The organism is Micromonospora rifamycinica (assembly GCF_900090265.1).
GTDB classification, from domain to species: domain Bacteria; phylum Actinomycetota; class Actinomycetes; order Mycobacteriales; family Micromonosporaceae; genus Micromonospora; species Micromonospora rifamycinica.
This window is the reverse complement of sequence record NZ_LT607752.1, coordinates 4,969,714-4,992,754: the sequence shown is the minus strand read 5'-3', so window position 1 is coordinate 4,992,754 and position 23,041 is coordinate 4,969,714. Positions and strand designations below refer to the sequence as shown.

22 protein-coding genes, 1 tRNA gene and 1 pseudogene are annotated in these 23,041 nt (G+C 72.2%); 7 read left to right on the top strand and 17 right to left on the bottom strand.

Annotated features, from left to right (window positions below):
* Positions 1 to 11: 11 nt before the first annotated feature.
* Positions 12 to 359 (bottom strand): annotated as a pseudogene (locus tag GA0070623_RS31460) (bifunctional acetaldehyde-CoA/alcohol dehydrogenase); the annotation flags it as partial.
* A gap of 222 nt (positions 360 to 581) precedes the next feature.
* Here GA0070623_RS31460 and GA0070623_RS20810 point away from each other — a divergent pair.
* The gene (locus tag GA0070623_RS20810) at positions 582 to 1,538 is read left to right on the top strand and encodes a hypothetical protein (protein ID WP_067304841.1); all 957 of its coding nucleotides are present in this window, start codon (positions 582 to 584) and stop codon (positions 1,536 to 1,538) included.
* Positions 1,539 to 1,850: 312 nt separating this feature from the next.
* Here the strand turns inward: GA0070623_RS20810 and GA0070623_RS20805 are convergent, their stop codons facing one another.
* Both GA0070623_RS20805 and GA0070623_RS20800 read right to left on the bottom strand, forming a co-directional pair.
* On the bottom strand, positions 1,851 to 2,615 hold the full coding sequence (locus tag GA0070623_RS20805) for an enoyl-CoA hydratase/isomerase family protein (protein WP_067304838.1): 765 nt from the start codon (positions 2,613 to 2,615) through the stop codon (positions 1,851 to 1,853).
* A gap of 105 nt (positions 2,616 to 2,720) precedes the next feature.
* Positions 2,721 to 5,108 carry a M4 family metallopeptidase gene (locus GA0070623_RS20800; protein ID WP_067304835.1) on the bottom strand — a complete coding sequence of 796 codons (2,388 nt, stop codon included), beginning with the start codon at positions 5,106 to 5,108 and terminating at the stop codon, positions 2,721 to 2,723.
* 168 nt (positions 5,109 to 5,276) lie between these two features.
* Between GA0070623_RS20800 and GA0070623_RS20795 the strand changes: the two genes are divergently transcribed.
* A complete protein-coding gene (locus tag GA0070623_RS20795) occupies positions 5,277 to 5,822 on the top strand; it encodes a hypothetical protein (protein WP_067304832.1) in 546 nt (181 codons plus the stop codon).
* Between the two features lie 219 nt (positions 5,823 to 6,041).
* On the top strand, positions 6,042 to 6,638 hold the full coding sequence (locus tag GA0070623_RS20790) for a hypothetical protein (protein ID WP_157517490.1): 597 nt from the start codon (positions 6,042 to 6,044) through the stop codon (positions 6,636 to 6,638).
* Positions 6,639 to 6,644: 6 nt separating this feature from the next.
* Here the strand turns inward: GA0070623_RS20790 and GA0070623_RS20785 are convergent, their stop codons facing one another.
* The 5 genes from GA0070623_RS20785 to GA0070623_RS20765 all read right to left on the bottom strand — a co-directional run bounded on the left by GA0070623_RS20785 (position 6,645) and on the right by GA0070623_RS20765 (position 9,412).
* Positions 6,645 to 7,067, bottom strand: coding sequence for an ASCH domain-containing protein (locus GA0070623_RS20785; protein WP_067304827.1), 423 nt, complete (start codon positions 7,065 to 7,067; stop codon positions 6,645 to 6,647).
* Positions 7,068 to 7,116: 49 nt separating this feature from the next.
* Complete coding sequence (locus GA0070623_RS20780) at positions 7,117 to 7,536, bottom strand: VOC family protein (RefSeq protein WP_067304824.1); 420 nt, start codon at positions 7,534 to 7,536, stop codon at positions 7,117 to 7,119.
* A gap of 35 nt (positions 7,537 to 7,571) precedes the next feature.
* Positions 7,572 to 7,976, bottom strand: a complete 405-nt coding sequence (locus GA0070623_RS20775; protein ID WP_067304821.1) for a helix-turn-helix domain-containing protein — start codon at positions 7,974 to 7,976, stop codon at positions 7,572 to 7,574.
* A gap of 110 nt (positions 7,977 to 8,086) precedes the next feature.
* The gene (locus tag GA0070623_RS20770) at positions 8,087 to 9,151 is read right to left on the bottom strand and encodes a hypothetical protein (protein ID WP_067304818.1); all 1,065 of its coding nucleotides are present in this window, start codon (positions 9,149 to 9,151) and stop codon (positions 8,087 to 8,089) included.
* A gap of 184 nt (positions 9,152 to 9,335) precedes the next feature.
* Positions 9,336 to 9,412 (bottom strand) — tRNA-Thr (locus tag GA0070623_RS20765).
* A gap of 366 nt (positions 9,413 to 9,778) precedes the next feature.
* Here GA0070623_RS20765 and GA0070623_RS20760 point away from each other — a divergent pair.
* A complete protein-coding gene (locus tag GA0070623_RS20760; RefSeq protein WP_067304815.1) occupies positions 9,779 to 10,870 on the top strand; it encodes an ABC transporter ATP-binding protein in 1,092 nt (363 codons plus the stop codon).
* Positions 10,871 to 11,048: 178 nt separating this feature from the next.
* On the opposite strand, the gene rlmB is transcribed toward GA0070623_RS20760, so the two are convergent.
* Both rlmB and cysS read right to left on the bottom strand, forming a co-directional pair.
* The gene (gene rlmB, locus GA0070623_RS20755; RefSeq protein ID WP_067304813.1) at positions 11,049 to 12,194 is read right to left on the bottom strand and encodes a 23S rRNA (guanosine(2251)-2'-O)-methyltransferase RlmB; all 1,146 of its coding nucleotides are present in this window, start codon (positions 12,192 to 12,194) and stop codon (positions 11,049 to 11,051) included.
* A complete protein-coding gene (cysS, locus tag GA0070623_RS20750) occupies positions 12,194 to 13,609 on the bottom strand; it encodes a cysteine--tRNA ligase (RefSeq protein ID WP_067304810.1) in 1,416 nt (471 codons plus the stop codon). The genes rlmB and cysS overlap by 1 nt, the downstream gene beginning before the upstream one ends.
* A gap of 63 nt (positions 13,610 to 13,672) precedes the next feature.
* On the opposite strand from cysS, the gene GA0070623_RS20745 reads away from it, so the two are divergent.
* Positions 13,673 to 14,338, top strand: a complete 666-nt coding sequence (locus GA0070623_RS20745; protein WP_084261164.1) for an IclR family transcriptional regulator — start codon at positions 13,673 to 13,675, stop codon at positions 14,336 to 14,338.
* 147 nt (positions 14,339 to 14,485) lie between these two features.
* Here GA0070623_RS20745 and GA0070623_RS20740 read toward each other — a convergent pair whose 3' ends face one another.
* The 3 genes from GA0070623_RS20740 to GA0070623_RS20730 form a co-directional block, all read right to left on the bottom strand.
* Entirely contained in the window at positions 14,486 to 16,177 is a 1,692-nt protein-coding gene (locus GA0070623_RS20740) for a S8 family serine peptidase (RefSeq protein WP_067304880.1), read from the bottom strand.
* A gap of 89 nt (positions 16,178 to 16,266) precedes the next feature.
* Positions 16,267 to 16,956 (bottom strand): HAD family hydrolase, encoded by a 690-nt coding sequence (locus GA0070623_RS20735; protein WP_067304804.1) that lies wholly within the window; start codon positions 16,954 to 16,956, stop codon positions 16,267 to 16,269.
* A 13-nt stretch (positions 16,957 to 16,969) separates the two neighbouring features.
* The gene (locus GA0070623_RS20730; protein ID WP_067304800.1) at positions 16,970 to 17,962 is read right to left on the bottom strand and encodes an EamA family transporter; all 993 of its coding nucleotides are present in this window, start codon (positions 17,960 to 17,962) and stop codon (positions 16,970 to 16,972) included.
* A gap of 77 nt (positions 17,963 to 18,039) precedes the next feature.
* On the opposite strand from GA0070623_RS20730, the gene GA0070623_RS20725 reads away from it, so the two are divergent.
* A complete protein-coding gene (locus tag GA0070623_RS20725; RefSeq protein ID WP_067304797.1) occupies positions 18,040 to 18,585 on the top strand; it encodes a CGNR zinc finger domain-containing protein in 546 nt (181 codons plus the stop codon).
* Positions 18,586 to 19,186: 601 nt separating this feature from the next.
* Positions 19,187 to 19,468 carry a hypothetical protein gene (locus tag GA0070623_RS20720; protein ID WP_067304794.1) on the top strand — a complete coding sequence of 94 codons (282 nt, stop codon included), beginning with the start codon at positions 19,187 to 19,189 and terminating at the stop codon, positions 19,466 to 19,468.
* Between the two features lie 84 nt (positions 19,469 to 19,552).
* On the opposite strand, the gene GA0070623_RS20715 is transcribed toward GA0070623_RS20720, so the two are convergent.
* The 4 genes from GA0070623_RS20715 to GA0070623_RS20700 form a co-directional block, all read right to left on the bottom strand.
* Positions 19,553 to 20,953, bottom strand: coding sequence for a class II fumarate hydratase (locus tag GA0070623_RS20715; protein WP_067304791.1), 1,401 nt, complete (start codon positions 20,951 to 20,953; stop codon positions 19,553 to 19,555).
* 272 nt (positions 20,954 to 21,225) lie between these two features.
* Positions 21,226 to 21,468 (bottom strand): hypothetical protein, encoded by a 243-nt coding sequence (locus GA0070623_RS20710; protein ID WP_067304787.1) that lies wholly within the window; start codon positions 21,466 to 21,468, stop codon positions 21,226 to 21,228.
* Positions 21,469 to 22,055: 587 nt separating this feature from the next.
* A complete protein-coding gene (locus GA0070623_RS20705; protein ID WP_197700007.1) occupies positions 22,056 to 22,769 on the bottom strand; it encodes a hypothetical protein in 714 nt (237 codons plus the stop codon).
* A 1-nt stretch (position 22,770) separates the two neighbouring features.
* A complete protein-coding gene (locus tag GA0070623_RS20700) occupies positions 22,771 to 23,040 on the bottom strand; it encodes a type II toxin-antitoxin system TacA family antitoxin (RefSeq protein ID WP_157746987.1) in 270 nt (89 codons plus the stop codon).
* Position 23,041 lies beyond the last annotated feature (1 nt).

Here is a 23,041-nt window from a genome sequence, read left to right as displayed (position 1 = left end):
GTGGTCGAGGTGGGGTTGGTGACCGGGGTGATCCCGGCGACCACCCCCACCGGGTCGGCGATCTCGACGATGCCGCTGATCTCGTCCCGGGCGATCACCCCGACGGTACGGGTCTTCGCCATGCTGTGCGTGACGTGCTCACAGGCGAAGATGTTCTTCACCGCCTTGTCCTCGAACACCCCCCGCCCGGTCTCGGCGACGGCGAGCTGGGCGAGGGAGGCGTGCCGGTCCAGCGCGGCCACCGACGCCTTCCGGACGATGTGGTCGATCTGCTCCTGGTCGTACCGGTCGTAGTCGGCCAGGGCCTTGAGGCCGTCGGCGACCAGGGCGTCGATCGTGGTGGCGAGGGCGGTCGACATGTTTCACCTCGGCGGTTCGGGCGGCGTCTCGGACACCCTCAGCTTCCATCGACAGCCGTCTCGGCGGTGGGGCGCAAGGACCCCTCCGACGGTGGCCGAAGGTCCCGTCCTCGCGCCGGCCGGGCTGGGCCCGGTCAGCCGAAGGTCCCGATGTCGCGCGATGGCCGGGCCGGGTCGCCTACCCGACACCGGGTCACGCCGTCCGCGTCCACCATGATGCCCATGACGGGACCGCGAAAGGCCTACACGTTGCTCGCCGTGGCCGCTGTCGGGGTGGCGGTGCTGGCGTGGCGGATGGGGGTCGACAAGGCGAACGCCCTGGTGGGCCTGGCCGGTGCCTTCGCCGCGAGCGCGATCGGGCTGCTGTCCCTGGTCAGCGCGATCGACCCACGGTCGTCCCAGGCGGCGTCCGCCGCCCTGCCGGCGGGGGCGACCCCGCCCGCGCCCGACGCACCGGCCGCCGCCACCGGGTCGACCCCGCCGCCGCGCCACCGCTGGCGACGCTGGCGGCTGCCGGCCGGGATCGCGGTCCTGCTGCTGGTGATCGTCGGTACGGTGGCCCTGCTCTCCTGGCCGACGGACCGCACGCCGGACGCGCGGAACGCCTCCCCCACGACCTCCGTCGACGCCGCATCGGCCGGCCCCGGCGTCACGTCGACCCCGGCCGGGCCGACACCCACCACCGATCCGTCCGGGGCGACGCCCACCGGCACCCCGGCGACGCCGGCCCCCGGCCCGGACGGGCCGACGACCGGCCCCGCGCCGAACCCCACGGCCAGACCGACGCCGACCAGGGGCCCGGCGGGGCCGGACTGGGTACCTCCGCCGGGCGCACCGCACTGGACCCTGCACGCCGACGATGCGGTCTACTTCCTGCCGAAGCCCCGACTGGCGAAGGGCACCGGCGCGGGCACCCTGATCTTCCAGGCCCAGCACCACCAGCTCGCCCTCTACGACTGGACCGACGACCCGACCGACCTCAGCTACGAGGGGTGCCGGAACCCGAAGGCGCAGCGGTACGCGAGCATCGACCTCGAACAGCTCGAACCCACCCCGGTCACCTACTGCCAGCCCGACCCGGGCGACCCGACGGTGGTCAACTACGTCCGGATCGACCGCAACCGCTACCAGGCGACGCCGCCCTCGGTCGACGTCACCGTCTGGTCGGTCCGCTCGTAACCCGGCACGATCCACCCGGCACCACCGCCCGTGCGGCAGCCCACCTGCGCCAGCGCGGCAGTTCACGGCCCCTGCCCCGCCCCCGCCCCCACCCCGCCCCGGTCCTGCCCCCGCCGGCGCCCCCCGGTAGATCTTGGAAGATTTCGGCCCCCAGGGGGGCCATTTGCCACCAAGATCGCCAAGGGGAGCGGGAGGGCGGCGAGGCGGGAACGGGCGGGAGGGTGGAGCGGGGCAGGAGATGTGAGGCAGCCGCAATGTGGGGTGAGGTGTCGTGAGGTGGGTGGGGTGGGTGGGTGAGGTCGCTGGGGGTGGTCACTGAGGGGCGGACGGGGACCAGGGGAAGTCGGGGGGACGGCGTTCGTGGTGGGCCGCGATACCCTCGCGGGCCTCGCCGCTGTCCCGTACCTTCCGGTGCCACCAGGCGATCCGGGCCGGCTGGGCCCGGTCGTCGATGATCTCCTTGGCGGCGGCGATGCTGAGCTGGGAGCGGGCCGCGACGGCGGCGGTGATGGCGGCGACCCGGCCGGTCAGGTCGTCGGCCACCTCGTCGGCCAGGCCGACCCGCAGCGCCCGGTCGGCGTCGATCAACTCGGCGGTGAAGATCAGGAACTTGGCGGTGGACGGGCCGACGAGGCGGGCCAGCCGCCGGGTGGAGGGTGCCGGGTAGACCAGGCCGAGGCGGGCCGGCGGCACCCCGAACCGGGCGTCCGGGGCGGCGATCCGCAGGTCGCAGGCGACCGCGAGCAGGCAGCCACCGCCGACGCAGGGGCCCTGCACCGCCGCGACGGTGGGCTTGGCGAACGCGGCCAGCCGCTCCTCGGCGGCGACCGCGATGCCCGCGTCCCCGTTGGCGTCCAGCAGCTCGTCGAGGTCGCCGAGGTCGGCACCGGCGCAGAACGCCCCGTCGGCGCCGGTGAGCACCAGGGCGCGCACCGCCGGGTCGGCCTCCAGCCCGTCCAGCAGCACGGGCAGCCGTCGCCACATGGCCGGCGTCATCGCGTTGCGCCGGGTGGGGTTACGGATCGTCACCGTCGCCACCGCGCCGGTCACCCCGACGGTCAACTCCGCGTCCGACACGGTCGCACCCCTCTCGTCGTGTCACCGGTGCGGCGACCATAACGGCGCGGGCCCGGCGACCACCCACGAGGGGTGGCCGCCGGGCCCGCCGACGCAGGGATCAGGTCAGGAGACGTCGAGCGCGGTGTCGTCGACCACGAAGGACGTCCGCAGCGAGGCGTCCTCGGTGCCGGTGAACTTGAGGGTCACGCTCTGGCCGGCGTACGCCGCCAGCGAGAACGAGCGCTGGGTGTACCCGGTGGCCTTGTTCAGGTTCGAGTAGGTCGCCAGGGTCGCCAGCACGGTGCCGGAGGAGTTGAGCACCTGCACGGTGAGCTTGTCGTACGCGGTGGTGCTGGAGACCTCCCGCGAGTCGATGTGCAGCCAGAAGCTGAAGTTGTACGTCGAGCAGCCCGCCGGCACGCTCACCGTCTGGGAGAGCGTCTCGGTCAGGGTGCCGCCGGTGCCGCCCAGCCAGGCGTCCCAGGTGCCCCCGTGGGTGGGCTGGCTGGCCCCGTGCTGCCCGATGACGCTGGTGCTGGCCGACCAGACCGTGTTGCCGGACTCGAAGCCGGGGTTACCGAGGAGCTGGCCGGCGGTGCAGCTGCCACCGACGCTGCTCACGACCAGCGTGTAGCTGGCCGAGTGGGCCACCGCGCCGGTGCCGGTGACCGTCACCGGGTAGCTGCCGGCCGGGGTGCCGGCCGAGGTGGCGATGGTCAGGGTCGACGACGCGCCCGAGGTCACCGAGGCCGGGCTGAACGTCGCGGTCGCGCCGGTCGGCAGGCCGGACGCGGAGAACGTCACGGTCTGCGCGGTGCCGCTGGTGGTCGCGGTGGCGACGGTGGTGGCGACCGAACCGCCCGCGGTCACCGAGCCGGAGGTCGGGGAGAGCGTGACGGAGAAGTCGTTACCGGTCGAGGAGCAGGGGGCGTCGCTGCCGGAGACGGCGACCGCGGTCCACGCCGCCTGGACGGCCTTGTACTCGGTGGAGCAGCTGCCGTACAGGTCGGTCGCCGCCTTGAGGCTGTACGCGCGGGCGGTGTTGGCCGGGGTGCTGGTGTTGACGTACGACGTGTTGGAGGTGAAGTACACGTCCAGGGCGCGGAACCAGATCTTCTCGGCCTTCTCCCGGCCGATACCGGTGACCGCCGGGGCGGAGCCGCAGACCGGCGAGGTGCCGTACGACGTCGCGCCGGTGCCCTCGGCGAGGTTGAAGAAGAAGTGGTTGCCGACGCCGGAGGAGTAGTGCACGTCCTTGTTCTTGGTGCTGGTGGTCCAGCACGAGTCGGACGAACCGTCCAGCGACGGGTTGTACATGTAGCGCAGCGGGGTGCCGTTGCCGTTGATGTTGATCTTCTCGCCGACCTGGTAGTCGCCCGGGTCGCTGGGCGCGGCGGCGTAGAACTCGACCATGTTGCCGAAGATGTCGCTGGTGGCCTCGTTGAGACCGCCCGACTCGCCGGAGTAGACCAGGCCGGAGACGGCCTCGGTGACGCCGTGGCTCATCTCGTGGCCGGCCACGTCGAGGGAGACCAGCGGCCGGGAGTTGCTGGCGCCGTCGCCGTAGGTCATCTGGGCGCCGTCCCAGAAGGCGTTGATGTAGTTGCGGCCGTAGTGGACCCGGCTCGGCACACCCGTGCCGTTGCCGAAGATGCCGTTGCGGCCGTGCACGTTCTTGAAGTAGTCGAACGTCTTGGCCGCGCCGAAGTGGGCGTCGACGCCGGCCGACTGCCGGTTGGCGTTGGTGCCGTCGCCCCAGGCGTTGTCGGCGTCGGTGAACGTGGTGCAGGTGGTGGTGCCGTTGTTCATGTCGCAGGTACGGCCGTTGCCGTGCGACGGGTCGATCATCTGGTACGTGCTGCCGGAGAGCGTGGTGTCGATGCTGACCGAGCCGGTGTAGATGCCCTGGCCGCTGCCGACCACGGACTCGATCTCGTCGTGCGCGCCGATGACCCGGCCGGTGCTGGCGTCGGTGATGACGTGCAGCTTCGACGGGGTCTGCTGGTCGGCCTTCCAGCCGGACAGCACGGTCTCCCAGGCGAGTCGGCCCTTGCCGGAGGTGGCGTCGACGAAGAGCTCCGGCGTACCCACCTCGGTGATCTTGCCGGAGAACGCCTTGCGGGCCGTCGCGGCGGCCGCCGCCGGGCTGATCTTGGCGGTGGTGCCGAGGGTCAGCGGGGCGGCCAGACCGACCGAGGTGCCGGCGAGGGTGCCGTCGGGTGCGGTGTGGATGACGAAGTCACCGCCGTACACCCGCAGACCCTGGTAGGTACGGGTGTAGCGGACGTGCGCCGCACCGTTGGCGTCGACCTTGGTACGGACGGCCCGGTAGGCCTCTCCGCTGACACCCTGCACGGCACCGGGGTTGCTGCGCAGCAGGCTCTCGGCGCGGGCGGCAGGGGCGGTGTCCGGGGCAGGGGCGGCCGGGGCCGCCTGCGCTGCGGTGGCGACGCAGGTCAGCAATCCGCTGGTGAGCAGAGCTGCGCTGACGGCGGCGAGGGGTCTTTTCACGTGCCCTCCTGGCAAGGGAAAGATGTGACGGGGGTGGTCACGCATGTAGATATAGCGATACATCGAAGAAAAGAGAAGGGGTGGAGCGGTTCCATGACACGACACTGCCCGAACGGGGGATGGGTGCTACTGAGGGAACCGAACGGTGTCGATGCGCGTCCCAGAGGGATGAGAGCACTGGGTCCGGCCTTCGCCGCGGTCGCCGTCGTCGTCGGTTTGCTGACTGGCTGCTCAGCGGCGGACCCGGACTCACCTGCGCCTTCACCGGCCGCGACCACCGGCAGCCCCGTCCCCACCGCCGGCGAGCCGAGCGTCGGCGGCCCGAGCGTCAGCGGCACCGCCCCCACCGCCGGCGGCCCGACCGACGGCACCGCCGCCCTGCGGATCACCCTGACCCGGTCGGGCGGCTTCGCCGGCAACCGCGACACGGTGACCGTCGAGCCCGACGGCCGCTGGACCACGACCGACCGGGCCGGCGCGACACGGACCGGCCGGCTGGAGCCGACACAGCTCGACCGGCTCCGGGCGCTCGCCGGCCCGGCCGCCCGGGAGCGCGACAGCCCGCCCGACGCTGCGTGCGCGGACACCTTCGCCTACCGGCTCACCATCGGGACGCACAGCGTCGACTGGACCGACTGCCCGAGCGGCCCCCCACCGCCGGCCGCCGCGCACGACCTGGCCACCCTCCTGCTGCAGACCACCACGACCGGCTGAGCGCGCCGGCCGGCCGCAGAGCAGGCCGGCGGCAGAGCGGGGCGGCGGCAGAGCGGGCCGGCGGCAGAGCGGGCCGGCCGCAGGCAGGCGGCGCAGGTAGCGGGCAGCCAGCGCGGGCAGAAGGGGTGGCGGGCGGCAGGAAGCGGCGGCAGCCGGCAGCCGGCAGCCGGACGGCGTCGATCGGATAACCTACCCGCTCCGAATCCCGCGAGGAGCGTTGTGCCGAACTGTCGACCCGCCGGTCCGCGCCGCCCGCTCAGCGCGGCCGGCGTGCTGTCGGCGGTGGCCGCCACCGTCCTGGCCACCGGCTGCGCGGCGATCGACGACGAACGGCCGGCGGCCCCCGTCCCGACCCCGCCGGCCCGGACCCTGAAGACCCCGGACACCCTGCTGGCGATGCCCCGCTCGGCCGTCCCCCTGCCGGCCGGGCTGCCCCGGTTCCGGCTCGACGAGCTCACCCGGGAGGCCACCCCCGCCACCAGCACCGTCGAGGCGACGTACGGGCGCAGCCGACCCACCGCCGAGACGATCGTCGTGAGCGCCGTCTCGGGCACGGTCGCCGATCCGCAGGCCACCCTGGCCCGGCTGCTCAAGCCGTACCGGATCCCCAAGCCGAAATCGGTGGAGTTCGGCCGGTTCGGCGGCGAGGCCCGGTGCGGGCGGGGACGCACCGCGGACCAGGGTCACCTCACCGCCTGCGCCTGGGCCGACCCGCAGGTCGCCGGCGTGGTGGTCTTCCTCACCCCCGCCAGGCAGCCCGACCGCAAGGAGGACTTCCTCGCCATCCGCGACGAGCTGGAACGACCCGCCGGCTGACCGTCCTCACCCGACCAGGCGGAAGCGCTCGGCGACGGCGAGCGTGTCGTCGTCCACCCGGAACCCGGGGTCGTCGATCCAGCCGAGGTAGTCCGGCCCGTGCCAGTACCCCTCGTGGCCGGCCCGCCAGGCCGCCACCGAGTCGTACCCCTCCCCCTCGTCCCGGGCATGGTCGAGGTCGACGTCACCGAGCCGGACCACCCGGACCCCGGTCACCTCGATCACCGCGACCGGGCGGGCGGCGGAGTCGACCACCACGCTCCGGTCACCCACCGCGGGCAGCGGCTCACCGGTACGCTCGTAGTCCTGGAGCAGGCCGGTGGTCGCGGTCTTCGCCCCGCTGAGCACGGCGGCCACCAGCCGGTCACGCAGGGGACCGGGAAAGGCGAACTCGCACGTCGGCAGGTCGGGAAAGCGCGGTGTGGTCACCGGGTGACGGTAGCCCGGCGTCCGGGCTCCCGTCGCGGCGGTGACCCGGTCAGCCCCGGGGGAACATCTGGCCGATCCGGATCCGGTTGCCGAACGGGTCGCGGATGCCGAAGTCGATACCGTACGGACGTTCGGTCGGCTCGTCGGTGATGTCCACCCCCTTACCGAGGAGATCCTCGTACGTCTTGCGGGCGTCGTCGGTGGTGATGCTCAGCCAGCCGCCGATCGCCCCCTTGGTCAGCAGCTCCCTGACCTGCTCGGCGGTCGCCGGGTCCAGAGCAGGCGGGCCGGGCTTCTCCAGCAGCACCTCGCGCTGCGGGTCGCCGGGGACGTTGACCGTCAGCCACCGCATGAAGCCCAGATCCTGGTCGGTGTTGACCTCGAAACCCAGCTTGCCGACGTAGAAGTCGAGCGCCTCGTCCTGGTCGAGGACGTACAGCTGGGAGCGGGTGATCGCGTTCATCGTCATGCCGTGAACGCTATGCCAGGCCGCTGACCTGCTGCTTATCCAAAACTGCTGGGTCTGGTCCAGGCCTTGGCGAAGCAGCTCGGCACCGGCGTGCCACCGGCCGACCGGCGGCTGCGGTACTCGCTGGGCGACTCGCCGACGATCTGGCGGAAGGTACGGCTGAACGAACCGAGGCTGCTGAACCCGACGGCGAAACAGATGCCGGTGACGTCCCGGTCGGTCTCCACCAGCATCGACATCGCCCGTTCCACCCGACGTCGTTGCAGGTAGCGGTGCGGGGTCTCGCCGAAGGTGGCCCGGAAGGTGCGGATGAAGTGCGCCTCGGAGACCAGCGCGATCCGGGCCAGCGCCGGGATGTCCAGCGGCTCGGCGTAGGCCCGGTCCATCGCGTCCCGGGCGCGCAACATGGCCCGGTTCGACTGCTCCACCGCACGACTCATCGGCCCCCGCCCGTCGTCCCAGTTCCGCGCCGACCAGGCTACCCAGCCTGACCGACCGGCGTGGTCCCGCCGCGGCCGGCGACGGTGGGCCCTGCGGAGATCCGGAACGCTCAGCAGCCGCTCCACCGGACCGGAAAGGTGACCTGGAGGCCGGCGGTCCTGCCGACGACCAGACCGTTGTCGGCGATCGCCTCGGCGGCGACGCGGTTCACCGGGTCCGAGACGACGCTGCGCAGCGGCACCCGGCGATCAAGGTGATCGACCTCCGAGTAGGAGAGCAGGCTACCGGCGGCGTTGACGCCCGTCATGCCGATCAATCCCGGTCTGACCGGGGTCGCCGCCCCGGTGCGCAGGTCCCAGCGCACCATCCGCCAGTACTGACCGTCCGCCGTGTCGGCGACAAGGCCGACCGCCCAGTTTCCCCGGGCCGCCCGCACCGTCGACTTCACGGCCCCGGGCGCGGTGAGCCGGTCCACCTGCCCGTCGGGACGACGCACCCAGGCGACGGGCGGCGGGGTGACCCCGCGCCCGGCGGCAGCACGCGCCCCGGCATCGTGCGACGAGCGGTCCTCCTCGGCGGGGACCTCACCGACGATGGTGCCGTCGTCGAGGATCGCCACCGGTATGCCGCCGGGCTCGAGAACCTCGACGGTGTCCGGCCGGTCGACCGGCCAGCGCAGGGTCACCGGCTCCTCCAGGTAACCGCCGTAGCCGACGATGTCCCCTCGGCTGTTGACGGCCGTGACATAGCCGCCGATCCCGTTCGGCGGCAGGGGCAGCCACTCCACCCGGCCGTCCCGGTAGCGCCACGGTCGGTTGCCGGTGCTGGTGGAACTGTCGCCGACCAGGACGCCGTGCCGGTTGACGGCCACCAGCAGACCGGGTGATCTCGTCAACACGGTGACGCGCGGGCCGTCCCACCGCAGCAGCAGCGACTCCTGCCCCTGATCGGTGACCCGCCTGCCGGTGCCGACGATGAACCGGCCGGCCGGGTCGACGAGCATCGCGGCCCAGGCCAGGCTCGCGTCGGCCGGCAGGGGCAGCGGATGCATCAGGCAGGCCGGGGCGCTGTCCGTCCTCGGCGCGGCCATGGCGACGCCGGGCGCGACAAGTGTCGCCGCCAGCAGGCCGGCGGTGAGACCGGCAGCGAGTCGACGCGGGGCGGTGCGAGTCATGAGGCAGCCCGTTCCAGTCGGTAGGGTGGGGTCCTCCCACTCAACCAGCCCGATTCGCCTACCGGAAGTGACCGTCCGGTCACACACTCCGGGAGCGGCCCGGATGTCGGCGGCGGGAGCGTACGCCCGGCCGCTGAGGACGGATCGACAGGCGGCAACGCCAGTGGCGGCCGTGCTGTGGAATTGGAGCCCCCGGCCGGGATCGAACCGGCGACATCTCGCTTACAAGGCGAGTGCTCTGGCCAGCTGAGCTACAGGGGCGCGTGGTGCGAGGTCAGCATAGCGACTGACGTCGGGAAATCCCGGCCGGCAGGGGCCCCGAGCATGGAAAACGTCAATTTCACGCCCGTACCGCCGACGAATCGGTGAGGCGGACCCCCCTCGACCGAGGGGATTGATGCCCGGCCGTGCCTGCCTGACCGAAATGCGTATGCCGTCCGTCCCACTCGGTGCATCCGACCTTGGCAGTGGTGGAAATCCCGTTTACCGTGCAGTGACACGGATGACACCCGGGTCCGGCCACGGCCGTGCCCCGGATGCGGTCCGTAGGTCGACGCCGAGGGCGTCGACAGCTCCTTCACTCGGATCGTCCGGCACGTTCCTGCCGGTGAAAGGAAGCGCACCACCATGGCTACGGTCACGTACGCGAAGGCCTCCCGGATATATCCGGGCACCGAGCGCCCCGCGGTCAACCAGCTCGACCTCCAGATCGGCGACGGGGAGTTCCTCGTCCTGGTCGGTCCGTCGGGCTGCGGCAAGTCCACCAGCCTGCGAATGCTCGCCGGCCTGGAGGACGTCGACGACGGCGCGATCTACATCGACGACCGGGACGTCACCCACCTCCCGCCGAAGGCCCGCGACATCGCGATGGTCTTCCAGAACTACGCCCTCTACCCGCACATGTCGGTGTACGAGAACATGGCGTTCGCCCTCAAGCTGCGCAAGACCCCCAAGGCCGAGATCGACCGGCGGGTCAAGGAGGCGGCGGGCCTGCTCCAGCTGGAGGAGTACCTCAGCCGTAAGCCGAAGGCGCTCTCCGGCGGTCAGCGCCAGCGGGTCGCGATGGGGCGGGCGATCGTCCGCGAGCCGCAGGTCTTCCTCATGGACGAGCCGCTGTCGAACCTCGACGCCAAGCTCCGCGTGCAGACCCGTACCCAGATCGCCTCGCTCCAGGCGAAGCTCGGCATCACCACGGTCTACGTCACCCACGACCAGGTCGAGGCCATGACCATGGGGCACCGGGTGGCGGTCATGCTCGACGGCGTCCTCCAGCAGGTGGACACCCCGCGGGCGCTCTACGACACCCCGGCCAATGTCTTCGTCGCCGGCTTCATGGGCTCCCCCGCCATGAACATCAAGACCGTCTCGCTGAACGAGCGGGGCGCGGCCTTCGCCGAGATGCACATCCCGCTGACCCGCGAGCAGGTCGAGGCGGCCCGCAGCGAGGGTGGCGACAACCGGGTCACCGTCGGCTTCCGCCCGGAGGACTGCGACCTGGTCAGCCCGACCGAGGGCGGCATGCCCGTCGTCGTCGAACTGGTCGAGGACCTCGGCTCGGACGCCAACGTCTACGGCCACGCCGCGCTGGAGGGCCACGAGGAGCGCTTCGTGGTCCGCACCGACCGGCGGACCATGCCGAACATGGGTGACACCGTGTTCGTCAAGCCGCGGGCCGGCCGCAGCCACGTGTTCAACGCGGCCACCGGCCACCGGATCTGATCCACCCGTCCGAAAGGGGCGGTCCGCTTCGGCGGGCCGCCCCTTTCCGGTTCGTCGTCGACCGGGCTCGTGGCCGGTTCGTCGCCGGCTACGCGGGCAGGTTAGTCGTCCACCCGCGCGGACCGGTTAGTCGTCCACCCGCGCGGACCGGTTCGTCGCCGGGCCGCGCGGGTGCCGGTCAGCCCTCCGCAGCGCGGCGGCGGGCCACCTCGGCGAGGGTGACCGCGGCGGCCACGCTGGCGTTCAGCGACTCCACCTCCGAGATCATCGGGATGCTGACGGTCAGGTCGCAGGTCTCCCCGACCAGCCGGGACAGCCCGCGCCCTTCGGAGCCGACCACCACGATCAGCGGACCGACGGCCGCCTCCAGGTCGTACAGATCGGTGTCGCCGTCGGCGTCCAGGCCGACCACCATGAAGCCGGCCTCCTGACACGCCTTCAGCGACCGGGTCAGGTTGGTGACCTGGGCGACCGGCACCCGCGCCGCCGCACCGGCGCTGGTCCGCCAGGCGGTCGCGGTGATCCCGGCGGCCCTACGCTCCGGTACGAACACACCCTGCGCGCCGAACGCGGCAGCCGAGCGGATCACCGCACCCAGGTTGCGCGGGTCGGTCACCCCGTCCAGCGCGACCAGCAGCGGGGCGGTCTGCTCCAGTGCGGCGTCCAGCAGGTCCTCGAAGGGCCGGTAGGCGAACGGCGGCACCTGGAGGCCGACGCCCTGGTGCAGCACCCCACCGGTCATCCGGTCCAGCTCGGCCCGGCTGACCTCCAGGATGGCGATGCCCCTGTCGGCGGCCGTCCGGGTGATCTCGTTGATCCGGTCGTCGGCGTCGATGCCCTGCGCGGTGTAGAGCGCGGTCGCCGGCACCTGGGCGCGCAGCGCCTCCAGTACGGGGTTCCGGCCGACCAGCAGCTCGGGAGTGTCCCGGGACGGGTTGGACTTGCGCCCCGGCGCGACCCGGGGGCCGCTACGACCCGCACCCGCGCCTCCCCGGCCGCCCGCGCCTCCCCGGCCACCGCCGCCGGCCCGGGCGGGGGCCACGCCCCGGGTGCCCCTGCCCCAGGTGGTGTCCTTGGTGCCGGGCTGGCCGATCTTGGGAGCCCGGCCCTCCTCGGCCGCCGCCCGGCGCTCCTTGTCCTGCTTCCAGGCGGTGCGCTGGGGCAGCTTCTCGGTGCCCGAGTACGCCTTGTGCCAGGGCCGCTCGTCGGCGGGCAGGGTCTTGCCCCGGCCCGCGAGGGAGTCCCTGTTCTTGCCGCCGGAGCCCTTGGGGGCACCTGCCTTCGACGTCAGTCGCCGGCCACGGCGCTGCGAGTTGCCGGCCATCAGTCCTGCTCTCCAATAGTCCAACGGGGGCCCTGGGGGGTGTCCTCGACCACGACACCGGCCTGCTTGAGCTGGTCGCGTACGGCGTCCGCGGCGGCCCAGTCCCGCCGGCCGCGGGCCTGGGCGCGCTGCTCGAGGGCCAACGCGATCAGGGAGTCCACCACACCGCGTAGGTCGTCGACGCGACCACCACAGGTCCAGGCCGGGTCGAGGGGGTCCACCCCGAGGATATCCAGCATCGCCCGGGTGGCGGCGAGGGTGGTGCGGACGGTCACATCGTCGCCGTTCGCCAGCGCCGTGTTGCCGTCCCGCAGAGTGGCCTGGAGGACGGCGAGCGCGGCGGAGGTGTTGAGGTCGTCGTCCATCGCGGCGACGAACGCGGCCGGCAACTCCCCGAGCTGCCCGCCGCCGACCCGCTCGGCGGCCCGCTGGACGAACCCCTCGATCCGCCGGTACGCCACCGCCGCCTCGCGCAGCGCGTCCTCCGAGTAGTCGATCCGGGACCGGTAGTGCGCCGCCGCGTAGTAGTAGCGCAGCTCCACCGGGCGTACCCCGAGCGAGTCGACGTACCCCAGGTCGAGGGCGTTGCCCAGCGACTTGCCCATCTTGGCCCCGCCGATGCTGAGCAGCCCGTGGTGCACCCACCAGCGGGCGAACGGCAGCCCGGCGGCCTGCGACTGGGCGATCTCGTTCTCGTGGTGCGGGAAGGTCAGGTCGAGCCCACCGCCGTGGATGTCGAACTCCGCGCCGAGGTAGCGCAGGCACATCGCCGAGCACTCGATGTGCCAGCCGGGGCGGCCCCGACCCCACGGGGACGGCCAGTACGCGTCCGCCGGTTCGTCCGGCTTGACGCCCTTCCAGAGCGCGAAGTCCCGGGGATCCCGCTTGCCCCGCTCGGGGGCGTCCCCGGCGGACTGCATGTCGTCCGGCGACTGCCCGGACAGCGAACCGTACGCCGGCCAGGAGGCCACGTCGAAGTAGACGTCACCGGACCCGTCGGTGGCCGGGTAGGCGTGACCGGTCTCGATCAGCCGGGCGATCAGCTCGTGCATCTCCGGGATGTGCCCGGTCGCCCGCGGCTCGTACGTCGGCGGCAGCACGTTCAACGCCCGGTAGGACCGGGCCAGGATCAGCTCGTTGGCGTACGCGATCGACCAGAACGGACGACCCTGCTCCTGCGCCTTGACGAGGATCTTGTCGTCGATGTCGGTCACGTTGCGGATGAAGGTGACCTCGAAGCCGGCGGCCGTCAGCCAGCGCCGCAACACGTCGTAGTTGACCCCGGAGCGAAGATGGCCGATATGTGGCGGCGCCTGGAGGGTGAGACCACACAGGTAGACCCCCACCTTGCCGGCTTCCCGCGGGACGAAGTCCCGCACCGATCGGGTGGCGGTGTCATACAAGCGTAGCGTCACCTCACCAGGGTAGCTGTCCGCACTCCGCCGGGTCGGCCCGAGCCGGGCCGTACGCTGCCTGCTGTGGAGACGACGGCGGCGGGCGAACCGGCACCCGCGGGCGGGGAGACGGCGCAGACGCTGGACCGAGGGCTGCGCCTGCTGCACCTGGTGGCCGATGCGCCGGCCGGATTGACCGTCACCGAGGCCGCCCACCGGCTCGGCATCGGCCGGGCCGCCGTCTACCGGCTGGTCGGCGCGTTGACCGGGCACGGGATGCTGCGCCGGGGCGACGACGGTCGGCTGCGCCTCGGCGTCGGCGTGCTGCACCTGGCCCGCCGGGCGCAGCCGCTGCTGGCCGAGGGCGCGCTGCCCGCGCTGCGCCGCCTCGCCGAACAGACCGGGGCGACCGCGCACCTGACGGTGGTGGAAGGCGACGAGGGGGTGGCGCTGGCGGTGGTCGAGCCGAGCTGGACGTCGTTCCACGTGGCGTACCGGCCGGGAAGCCGGCACCCGCTCGACCGCGGGGCCGCCGGGCGGGCCGTCCTCGCCGGCCGGGCCGGCGTCACCGGGCCGGTGAGCACCGCCGGGGAGCTCCAGGCCGGTGCGTACGGGGTGGCCGCGCCGGTGCTCGGGGTGCCCGGCCTGGAGGCCAGTGTCGGGGTGATCGCACTGGCCCCGCTCCCGGTCGACACGGTCGGCCCGCAGGTCACCACCGCCGCCGCCACGATCGCCGCCGCCCTGTCCTGACGCGGTCGTACCGCGACATCGGCCCCTTGGTCTCGCTCATCCCGTCCTGCGCGGCGCTACGCGGGACAGGCAGAGGCCCGGACGACCGAGGTCGTCCGGGCCTCTGCTGACCTGTCGGGTGTCAGCCCGGGTCGTCGAGCCGACGCGTCAGGGGGTGACGTTCGGCTTGAGCGGGCTGCGGACCGCGGCGTTCGCGTCCACGATGCCGTAGCCGTAGAACCCGTTGAAGTTCAGCGAGCCGGCGCAGTACGCGTCGAACTCGGCCGACCGGCCCTCGTTGGCGTAGCTCTGCAGGCGCGGCTCCGGGCAGGCGTGCTCGGCGGCGGTCCGGTAGAGGTGCTGCTCCACCTTGGCCGGTGCGAGGCCGTAGCCGTCCTTGCCCTCCTTCTTGCCCCACTTGCTGACGATCAGCGCGGCGACCCCGCTGACGTGCGGCGACGCCATCGAGGTGCCCTGGAGGTAGGTGTAGTAGCCGCACTCACCGGCGGTGGTGCACTGCTTGAGCACCGAGTTCTCGAAGCCCGGCACGACGTTGCCGTTCTCGTCGACCGAGCCCTCCTCCTGGAGCACCTTCTTCGGGTACGTGGAGAGGATCATGTTGCCGTCGGTGCGGTGCGTGTCGGTGCCGAAGCCGTCCCGGAACCAGCCACCCGGCGCGGCGACCGAGATCTGCTCGGTGCCGTAGTTGGAGTAGTCGGCCTTCTTGCCGGACGGGCCGACGGCGGACACGCCGATCACGTGCGGACCCTCCACCGGGAGGTCCCAGCAGCTGTCGTTGTCGATCGGGCGCGGGTACGGGTCGGCGCCGTAGTCCGGGCTGGACACGTCGGTGCGGGGTGCGCCGAGGTCCTCGTGGTTGTTGCCGAGCGAGCCGACCAGGGTGACGCCCTTGTTGTGGGCGAAGTTCAGGGCCCGCTTCATCGCCTTGATGACCGCCCGCTGCTCGGCCTGCGACTCGGGCGAGTCGGCCGGGTTGGCGGTGCAGTTGTAGAGCCACGGGTCGACGTAGAACGACATGTTCACCACGTCGAGGCCGGACTTGCCGGCGTGCACCAGGGCGTTGACGACCGGGTTGAGGAAGAAGTACCCGGAGTCCTGGCCGCCCTTGAGCTCCACCAGCGAGACGTTCGGGGCCACGCCGGACAGGCCGAAGCCGTTGGCCGCGGCACCGATGGTGCCGGCGACGTGGGTGCCGTGCCCGCCGTCGTCGGTGCCGACCGGGTCGAGGCAGCTCGCCACCTCGCAGGGACCGTCGATGTCGGCGATGTCCGGGGCGAAGTTGCGCGACAGCGCCCAGTTGAAGTTGGGCGCGAGGTCGGGCTGGCTGGCGTCGACCCCGGTGTCCAGGATGCCGACGGTGACCCGCTTGTCGCCCGGCATGACCTTGCGCGCCTTGTCGGCGCCGATCATGCCGAGGCCCCAGAGCTTGTCGTCGAGCGGGTCCAGCTTCTTGCCGTTGGCGTTGCCCTTGGCCTTGACGGCCTGCTTGGTCCGGTTCAGCAGGTTCTCCTGCTCCACCCGGTCCAGCTTGGGCTTACGACCGATGGCCCGCTGCTCGGCCGCGCCGACCAGCGCGGAGGCGGCGGTGACCCGGCCGGCGAAGTCGGCCCGGTCGCTGGTGACCTGGTACAGACCGACGTCGTCCGTACGGGACACGACGGTGCCACCGGCGGCGCGGATCGCGGCGATCGCCGCGTCCGCCGAGACGCCGTCCTCGGCCACCACGGTGAACGTCCGGCTGGTGGTCGGCCCGGCGTTCGCCGGGACGGTCAGGCCGGTCACCGTAAGTGCCAGGGCCGCCGCGGTCGCGACGGCTCCGGCGGTGAAGCGCTTGCTCACCACATCAGATCCTCTCGTTGAGGGACGTGGCAGCCATCCCATAGCACCGGCGACGATTCCGCCAGATACAAGTCGGATTTAGTCCCGCATCAGGCATTCGTCGGGTGCAGGCTGCGCAGCGCCGCAGGTAGATCGGTGAGTGTCGCTACCTCGGCGTCGGGGCGTACCCCGGGTGGGAGCGGCAGACCGTGCCGGTTGAGCCAGATGCCGCGCAGCCCGGCCTGCCGGGGGCCGAGCACGTCGTGGGCGATCGAGTCGCCGACGTACGCGATCCGCTCCGCCGGCACTCCGGCGGCGTCGACGATCGCGGCGTAGAACGCCGGGTCGGGCTTCTTGGGCAGGCCGCCCTCGTGGGCGTACAGCGCGAAGGCGAACACGTCGGGCAGGCCGCAGCGCTCGACCCGGCTGTTGCCGTTGGTGGCGTAGCCGAGGGTGAAGTCGGCGCACAACGCGGCCAGCGCCGGCAGGACGTCAGGGTACGGGTGGCTGAGCGCGTACCGCCGGGCGAAGAAGAGTTCGGCGAACTCGTCGAGCTGACCGACCAGCCCGGCCCGGTCGAGCGACCGGGCCAGCGCCGCCCGCCGGATCTCCATCACCGGGGCGGCGGTCATCGAGCCGAAGACCGCCTGCCAGTCGGACTCCACCTCGGCGAGGGTCACCCCGGCCGCCACCGGGGTGCGGCGACGCATCTCGTCGAGGACGGCCGCCAGGGCGCCGGTGACCGCCGGGCGCAGGTCGATCAGGGTCTCGTCGGCGTCGAACACCACCACGCTGAGCATGTCCGACACCTTCTCACGTCGGCTTTCCCGACCCCGCCGAGCATGCCGCCAGTGCCGGGTCCTCGACCCGGGTCGGCGTCGGCCCGGTGCGGCCCTCGCGCAGCTCGTCGAGGCGGACCAGGGCCACCCCGGCGACGATCAGCGCGCCCCCGGCGAGCTGCACCGGCACCGGCAGCTCCCCCAGCACCAACCAGGCGATGAGCACCGCGAACATCACCTCGGTCAGCCCGATGAACGACGACAGCCGGGCACCCAAAACGCGGGTCGCGGCGATCCCGGCCAGGTAGGCCACCACCGCGGCGACCAGCGACAGCCCGGCGATCGGGACGAGCCAGCTGGTCCGCTGCCCGGCGAAGTCGACGGCACCGAAGGTCGCCCGCAACGGCAGCACCCCGACCAGGCCGAGCAGCGCCAGCACGGCCGCGCCGACGGCCATCCCGCCGCTGGCCATGGTGACCGAGGGCAGGTCGGGGTCGACCCGGCCGGCGAGGACGAAGTAGCCGGCCAGCCCGACGGCCGCGCCGAGCCCCCAGAGCACGCCGACCGGGTCGAGCCGGCCGGTGCCGGTCAGGTCGAGCACCAGGCCGAGCCCGCTCAGGGCGGCCAGTGAACCGGCCACGGTGAGCCGGCGGGGCCGCTGCCCGTGCACCAGCCACATCCAGCCCACCACCAGGACGATGCCGAGATACTCCAGCAGCAGGGCCACCCCGACCGGCAGGTAGCGGACGGCGTTGAAGAAGCAGGCCTGGGCGGTCGCGACGCCGAGCAGGCCGAAGACGGTTACCGGGCCGAGGTTGCGGCGCAGCACCGTCGCCCGGCCACGCAACGCGAGCGCCGCGGGCAGGGCCAGCACCAGGGCGGCGAGACCGACCCGGGCCACCACGACGGCCTCGGCGGACCAACCGGCCTCGATCAGGGAGCGGGCGAAGGTGCCGGAGGTGGCGAAGGTGACGGCGGAGAGCAGGGCGAGGGCCAGGCCGACGCCGGTGGTGGAGCGGTGCGGCATCGGGATTCCTCCGGTACGACATCAGCAAAGTAGCATTACGCCGGTGACGCTAGCGGCCGGCGACGACAGGGGTCAAGTTGCTTTTCACTCATGACACCGAGTGTGGACTGACTGCTGCGGCCGCCCTGGTCAACACCGACGGCGCGACCCGGGAAGGGCTACCGGACATCGCCGCGCTGGACCGGTTCGTCGCCACCCACCGGTTCAGCGGCCGGCACGAACACACCGAGACCGAGCTACGGGCCGTCCGGGCGCTGCGCCCGCGCCTGCGCCGCCTCTGGGACGACGACCTGGACACCGTCGTGGCCGTGGTCAACGACCTGCTCCAGGAGTACCGGGCGCTGCCGCAGCTGATCCGGCACGACGACCAGCCGTACCACGTGCACGCCGTACCCCGGGACGCCCCGCTGGCCAGCCGGATGGCCGTGGAGGCGGCGATGGCCGTCGCCGACCTGGTCCGCGGCGACGAGTTGGACCGGCTGCGGCACTGCGCCCGTCCCGAATGCGCCAACGTGCTGGTCGACCTGTCGAAGAACCGGTCCCGGCGGTTCTGCGAGGCGGGCTGCGGCAACCGGGTCGCGGTCAGCGCCTACCGGGCCCGCAGGGCGGCCCGCCGCCCCTGAGCCGGAGCGCTCCACACCCGGGGACGCCCGCCGCCTCCACCACATCGGACCACACCGGAAGCCGACACGAGCCTTCACACGGTAGTGGTCCCGTCAGCAGACTGTGCAGTGCGACATCGACCGCCCCACCCCTCCGGGCGCGACGGTGTCGTGGTGGGACCGCTCGCCTCCCGGCCGGTGGTCCCGTCGCCGGGGGAGACGACCAGCCGACCCCTCATGGAGGCGACGCGATGCCCCGGCCCACCTGGCGACACCGGCTTGCCCTGATGTTCCGACTCACCGGACGACGCCGAGCACCCGCACCCGACCGCCCCGACCCTGCTGGCCGTCCCGAAGCGCCGGGACCGGCCACCGACGCGAGCCCCGACATGCCGGCTCCCGGGTGGGAGGACACCACCGTGTCGTTCCCCCGGGTCGGTCGCACCGGGTGGCTGACCCGGGCACAGGAGTGGCGGGCCAACGGAGGCCGCTGGTGAACGCACCGACCAACCCGACCGATCCGGTCAGCCCGGCCAGTCCAGCTTTGCCAACCAGCCTGGGCAGCCCGGCCAGCCCGGGCAGCCCCGCCGGTCCAGGTGGGCCAGCCAGCCCGGACGGGCCGGTGGATGGTGTCGGGCATCCGCGCCGGCACCTGCCGCTGCGTCCGCTCTGGCTGTGCCGGGTGTGCGCCGCGCCCTGGCCCTGCGGCACCGCCCGCCTCGCCCTCGTCGCCGAGTACGCCCACGACCGCACCGCCCTGCACGTCCACCTCTGCGCCGTGCTGCACGACGCCGCCGCCGACCTGTACCGGCTGCGCCCGGACACCGGCCCCGATCCGGCGGCCCTGTTCACCCGCTTCCTCGCCTGGGTACCCCGCACCCGCCCGCCCACCGGGCAGCGGTGACCCGGCGGTCCCGACCGCGTGGGGCCGGTGGCGGTGTCGTACCCACCCGACACCGCCACGCCCCGCCGGTCGGTCACCTCACTGTCAGGGGTGGGTCATCCGGAGCAGGTCGAGGGCCTCGTCGAGCTGGGTCTCGGTCAGCTTGCCGGAGTCGACGTGCCCCCGGGAGAGCACCACCTCACGGATCGAGACCTGCTTCGCCAGCGCCTCCTTGGCGATCGAGGCGGCCTCGTCGTACCCGAGGTGGCGGTTGAGCGGGGTGACGATCGACGGCGAGCCTTCCGCGTACGCCAGGCAGACCTCGGCGTCCGCGACCAGGCCGGCCACCAGGCGGTCGGCGAACAGCCGACTGGACGCCGAGATCAGCTTGATCGATTCGAGCAGGTTGCGGCCCATCACCGGGAGCATCACGTTGAGCTCGAAGTCGCCCTGCGAACCGGCGAAGGCGACCGCCGCGTCGTTGCCGACCACCTGGGCGCAGACCTGCCGGACCGCCTCGGCGACCACCGGGTTCACCTTGCCCGGCATGATCGACGAGCCGGGCTGGAGGTCGGGGATGCGCAGCTCCCGCAGGCCCGCCCGGGGGCCGGACCCCATCCAGCGTACGTCGTTGGCGATCTTGTAGAGCCCGACCGCGACGGTACGCAGCTGGCCGGACGTCTCGACCAACGCGTCCCGCGCCCCCTGCGCCTCGAAGTGGTTGCGGGCCTCGGTCAACGGCAGCCCGGTCGACGCGCGCAGCCTGTCGATCACCTTGCCGGCGAAGCCGAGCGGGGTGTTGATGCCGGTGCCCACGGCGGTGCCGCCCAACGGCAGCTCGGCCAGCCGGGGCAGCGCCGACTCCAACCGCTCGACCCCGTAGCGGACCTGCGCGGCGTACCCGCCGAACTCCTGCCCCAGGGTGACCGGGGTGGCGTCCATCAGGTGGGTACGCCCCGCCTTGACCACCGTTTCGAACTCGGCCGCCTTCGCCTCCAACGCCTCCGCCAGGTGCCGCAGCGACGGCAGCAGGTCCTCCACCACGAACTGGGTGGCGGCCAGGTGGATCGAGGACGGGAAGACGTCGTTGCTGGACTGCGAGGCGTTCACGTCGTCGTTCGGGTGCACGTCCCGGCCCAGCTCCCGGGTGGCCAGGGTGGCGATCACCTCGTTGGTGTTCATGTTCGACGAGGTGCCCGAGCCGGTCTGGAACACGTCGATCGGGAACTGGTCGTCGTACCCGCCGTCGGCCACGTGCGCGGCGGCGGTGGCGATCGCCTCGGCGACGTCCTCGCCGATCACCCCCAGCTCTCCGTTGACCAGGGCGGCGGCCCCCTTGATCTGGGCCAGTGCCTTGATCTGGGCCGGCTCGATACCCCGGCCGGAGATCGGAAAGTTCTGCACCGCGCGCTGGGTCTGCGCCCGCCACAGCGCCTCGGCGGGCACCTCCACCTCGCCCATCGAGTCGCGTTCGATCCGGTAGCCCGCTGCCTCTGGAGTCGTCACCCGTCCCATCCTGCCCCGGCCAGCGGCCACCTGCAGGGATGCCCGCGAGAAAGCGGGTGGGCGGGCACGATCGCGCCGTCACCGGACGAGCAAGATCGTGCTCGATCAGGGAAAGAGTGGTGTCACCCACCGCCGGAGGCCACTCTTTCCAGGATCGAGCACGATCTTCGGCTGGCGACCCCCGCCTTCGACACAGGCTCTAGGCGTCGGGGCTACCGGCAACCTCGGGCGGGACGTGCCAGCCCAGGCCCGAAACCTTCACGGCCAGACAATCAGTCTTCCGCGTTGCGGATGATCTGCCGGATCCGCTCCCGGCTGTAGCCGGTGGCCGCCACGATGTCGACCTGACGTGTGCCGTCCCGGTCGGCGGCGCGGATCGCCTCGGCCAGTTCGGCACGCGCAGCTTTCACCTGGGCGCGGGCTTCGGCGATGAGCTTGGCGGCCCGCTCCTCGGCGCGGGGCACGCCGGTCTGCGCCGCGCGCAGCTTCCGTACCGCTGACTCCAAGTTGGCCACAGAGCCATCGTCCCTGGCCAGACAGTAGGCCAACCCATGCATCCAGCAAGTAGGCCAAACAACTACTTGAAGTAATGCCAACTCCAGTGTTTAGCATTTGGCATCAGGAAGCCCGCTACAGGAGGAGCTCTCCATGCTAAGATCCGAGGTTCTGGCGGTGGGACCGCGTGAGCTACCTGAACACGGAAGCGTGCGGGTATGGATGGACGCCGGCAGTGGCACAACGGGACAGCACATCGTGGTCGCCGTGCAAGATCTCCGAGTCGCCGAGCAGGACCGAGGGGAGGGCACGACCGCGCTCTACGCCCTCCGAAGGCATTACTGCCTGGGCTGACCCGCAGGATCCGCCGAATCTGTTCGGGCTGTAGCCAGCGTCCCGGGCGATCTCACCGCCCCGCACGCCGTTCTGGTAAGCCGCCACGATCGCTACGACCAGCCGTTCGCGCACCTTCGGAGCATCGACGCGAGCTGCAGCGACCTCCGCGAGCCCGCCCGGTACGCCTCCCCGCTGTCTCAAGGTCGCCCGCCTTGTGGCCACTCGATCACGACTACCGAGGCCCGCCTGGCGGCGCACGAGGAACCAGTTCTCAGACCTCGTTGAAGGGATCCCGGCCGAGCGCCACCTTGATGGCCTGTCGCAGGGAATCCATGGTGAAGGGTTCCGCGAGGTCGGCGCGGTTCTCCAGCTCGCTGGCGATCGCCCGCAGTTCGTCCGGCGAAGCGACGACCGACGCCGCCTCACCGCGCGGGGTGGACAGGACGATTCCTGCCACACCCAGACCGCCACCGGCGCTCACCGTCATCTTGCCCGTGCTCAGTGCCCGCTTGGCGGTCTCGACCTTCATGACCAGCCGCAGGGCGTCGCCCTTGACCGGTTGAAAGCCCCGCTGCCGGTAGTAGGCCGCCACCCGGCTGTTGATCGCGTCGACAATGATCAGACGACCGCCGGCTGCACTCGCCGCCCTGGTGATGACCTCTACGGCGTCCAGCAGAAGATCGTCGCCGAGTCGCTGTCCCTGGATGGAGCGATTGAGGGCGAACCGGGTCAGCAGGTAGGCCGGAATGACGCTGAAACCGCCCGCCTGGCCACCGGTCAAGCCGGCCCGTTCGACCTGCGTCGGCGCGATCGAGTAGTAGGCCACCACGTCGTCGCTGCCCTCCGGGGTCCAGACATAGGTGCGGGACGTCCCGGCGCGCTGAGCACGGCGGGCCTGCTCGGCAAGCCAGGTGTTCAGCGAGGGCTCGCCACAGTCGAACCGGGCGAGGTGGTGTTGGTCTTTGAGTCGGCTGGAAAGGAACAACTCACACCCGCCGGAATCGCCGGGGACGGTTGGCGATCTCGGTAAGCACCGGTGCCTCGTCAGGTTCGTCGAGTGCCGCGATGAGCAGGTCGAACTGCTCTGCAGGCATGATGGTCCGCTCCGCCCTTGCGAGTACTTTGTCCGCCTCCGCACGGGCAGAACGCACCATGAAGGCCGACACCGGTTCGCCGAGCATCTCGGCCGCCTCGGCGATTCGCGACTTACTGGCCTCGTCCGCTCTCACCTCGATGCGCTCGGTCTTGGCGCTCATC

What these genes read in the sequence shown, in the direction of transcription:
- GA0070623_RS20810 (WP_067304841.1), top strand. Translation starts at nt 582, where the DNA reads ATGACGGGACCGCGAAAGGCCTACACGTTGCTCGCCGTGGCCGCTGTC.
- GA0070623_RS20795 (WP_067304832.1), top strand. Translation starts at nt 5,277, where the DNA reads ATGAGAGCACTGGGTCCGGCCTTCGCCGCGGTCGCCGTCGTCGTCGGT.
- GA0070623_RS20780 (WP_067304824.1), bottom strand. Translation starts at nt 7,536, where the DNA reads ATGACGATGAACGCGATCACCCGCTCCCAGCTGTACGTCCTCGACCAG.
- GA0070623_RS20775 (WP_067304821.1), bottom strand. Translation starts at nt 7,976, where the DNA reads ATGAGTCGTGCGGTGGAGCAGTCGAACCGGGCCATGTTGCGCGCCCGG.
- GA0070623_RS20770 (WP_067304818.1), bottom strand. Translation starts at nt 9,151, where the DNA reads ATGACTCGCACCGCCCCGCGTCGACTCGCTGCCGGTCTCACCGCCGGC.
- GA0070623_RS20760 (WP_067304815.1), top strand. Translation starts at nt 9,779, where the DNA reads ATGGCTACGGTCACGTACGCGAAGGCCTCCCGGATATATCCGGGCACC.
- rlmB (WP_067304813.1), bottom strand. Translation starts at nt 12,194, where the DNA reads ATGGCCGGCAACTCGCAGCGCCGTGGCCGGCGACTGACGTCGAAGGCA.
- GA0070623_RS20735 (WP_067304804.1), bottom strand. Translation starts at nt 16,956, where the DNA reads ATGCTCAGCGTGGTGGTGTTCGACGCCGACGAGACCCTGATCGACCTG.
- GA0070623_RS20730 (WP_067304800.1), bottom strand. Translation starts at nt 17,962, where the DNA reads ATGCCGCACCGCTCCACCACCGGCGTCGGCCTGGCCCTCGCCCTGCTC.
- GA0070623_RS20700 (WP_157746987.1), bottom strand. Translation starts at nt 23,040, where the DNA reads ATGAGCGCCAAGACCGAGCGCATCGAGGTGAGAGCGGACGAGGCCAGT.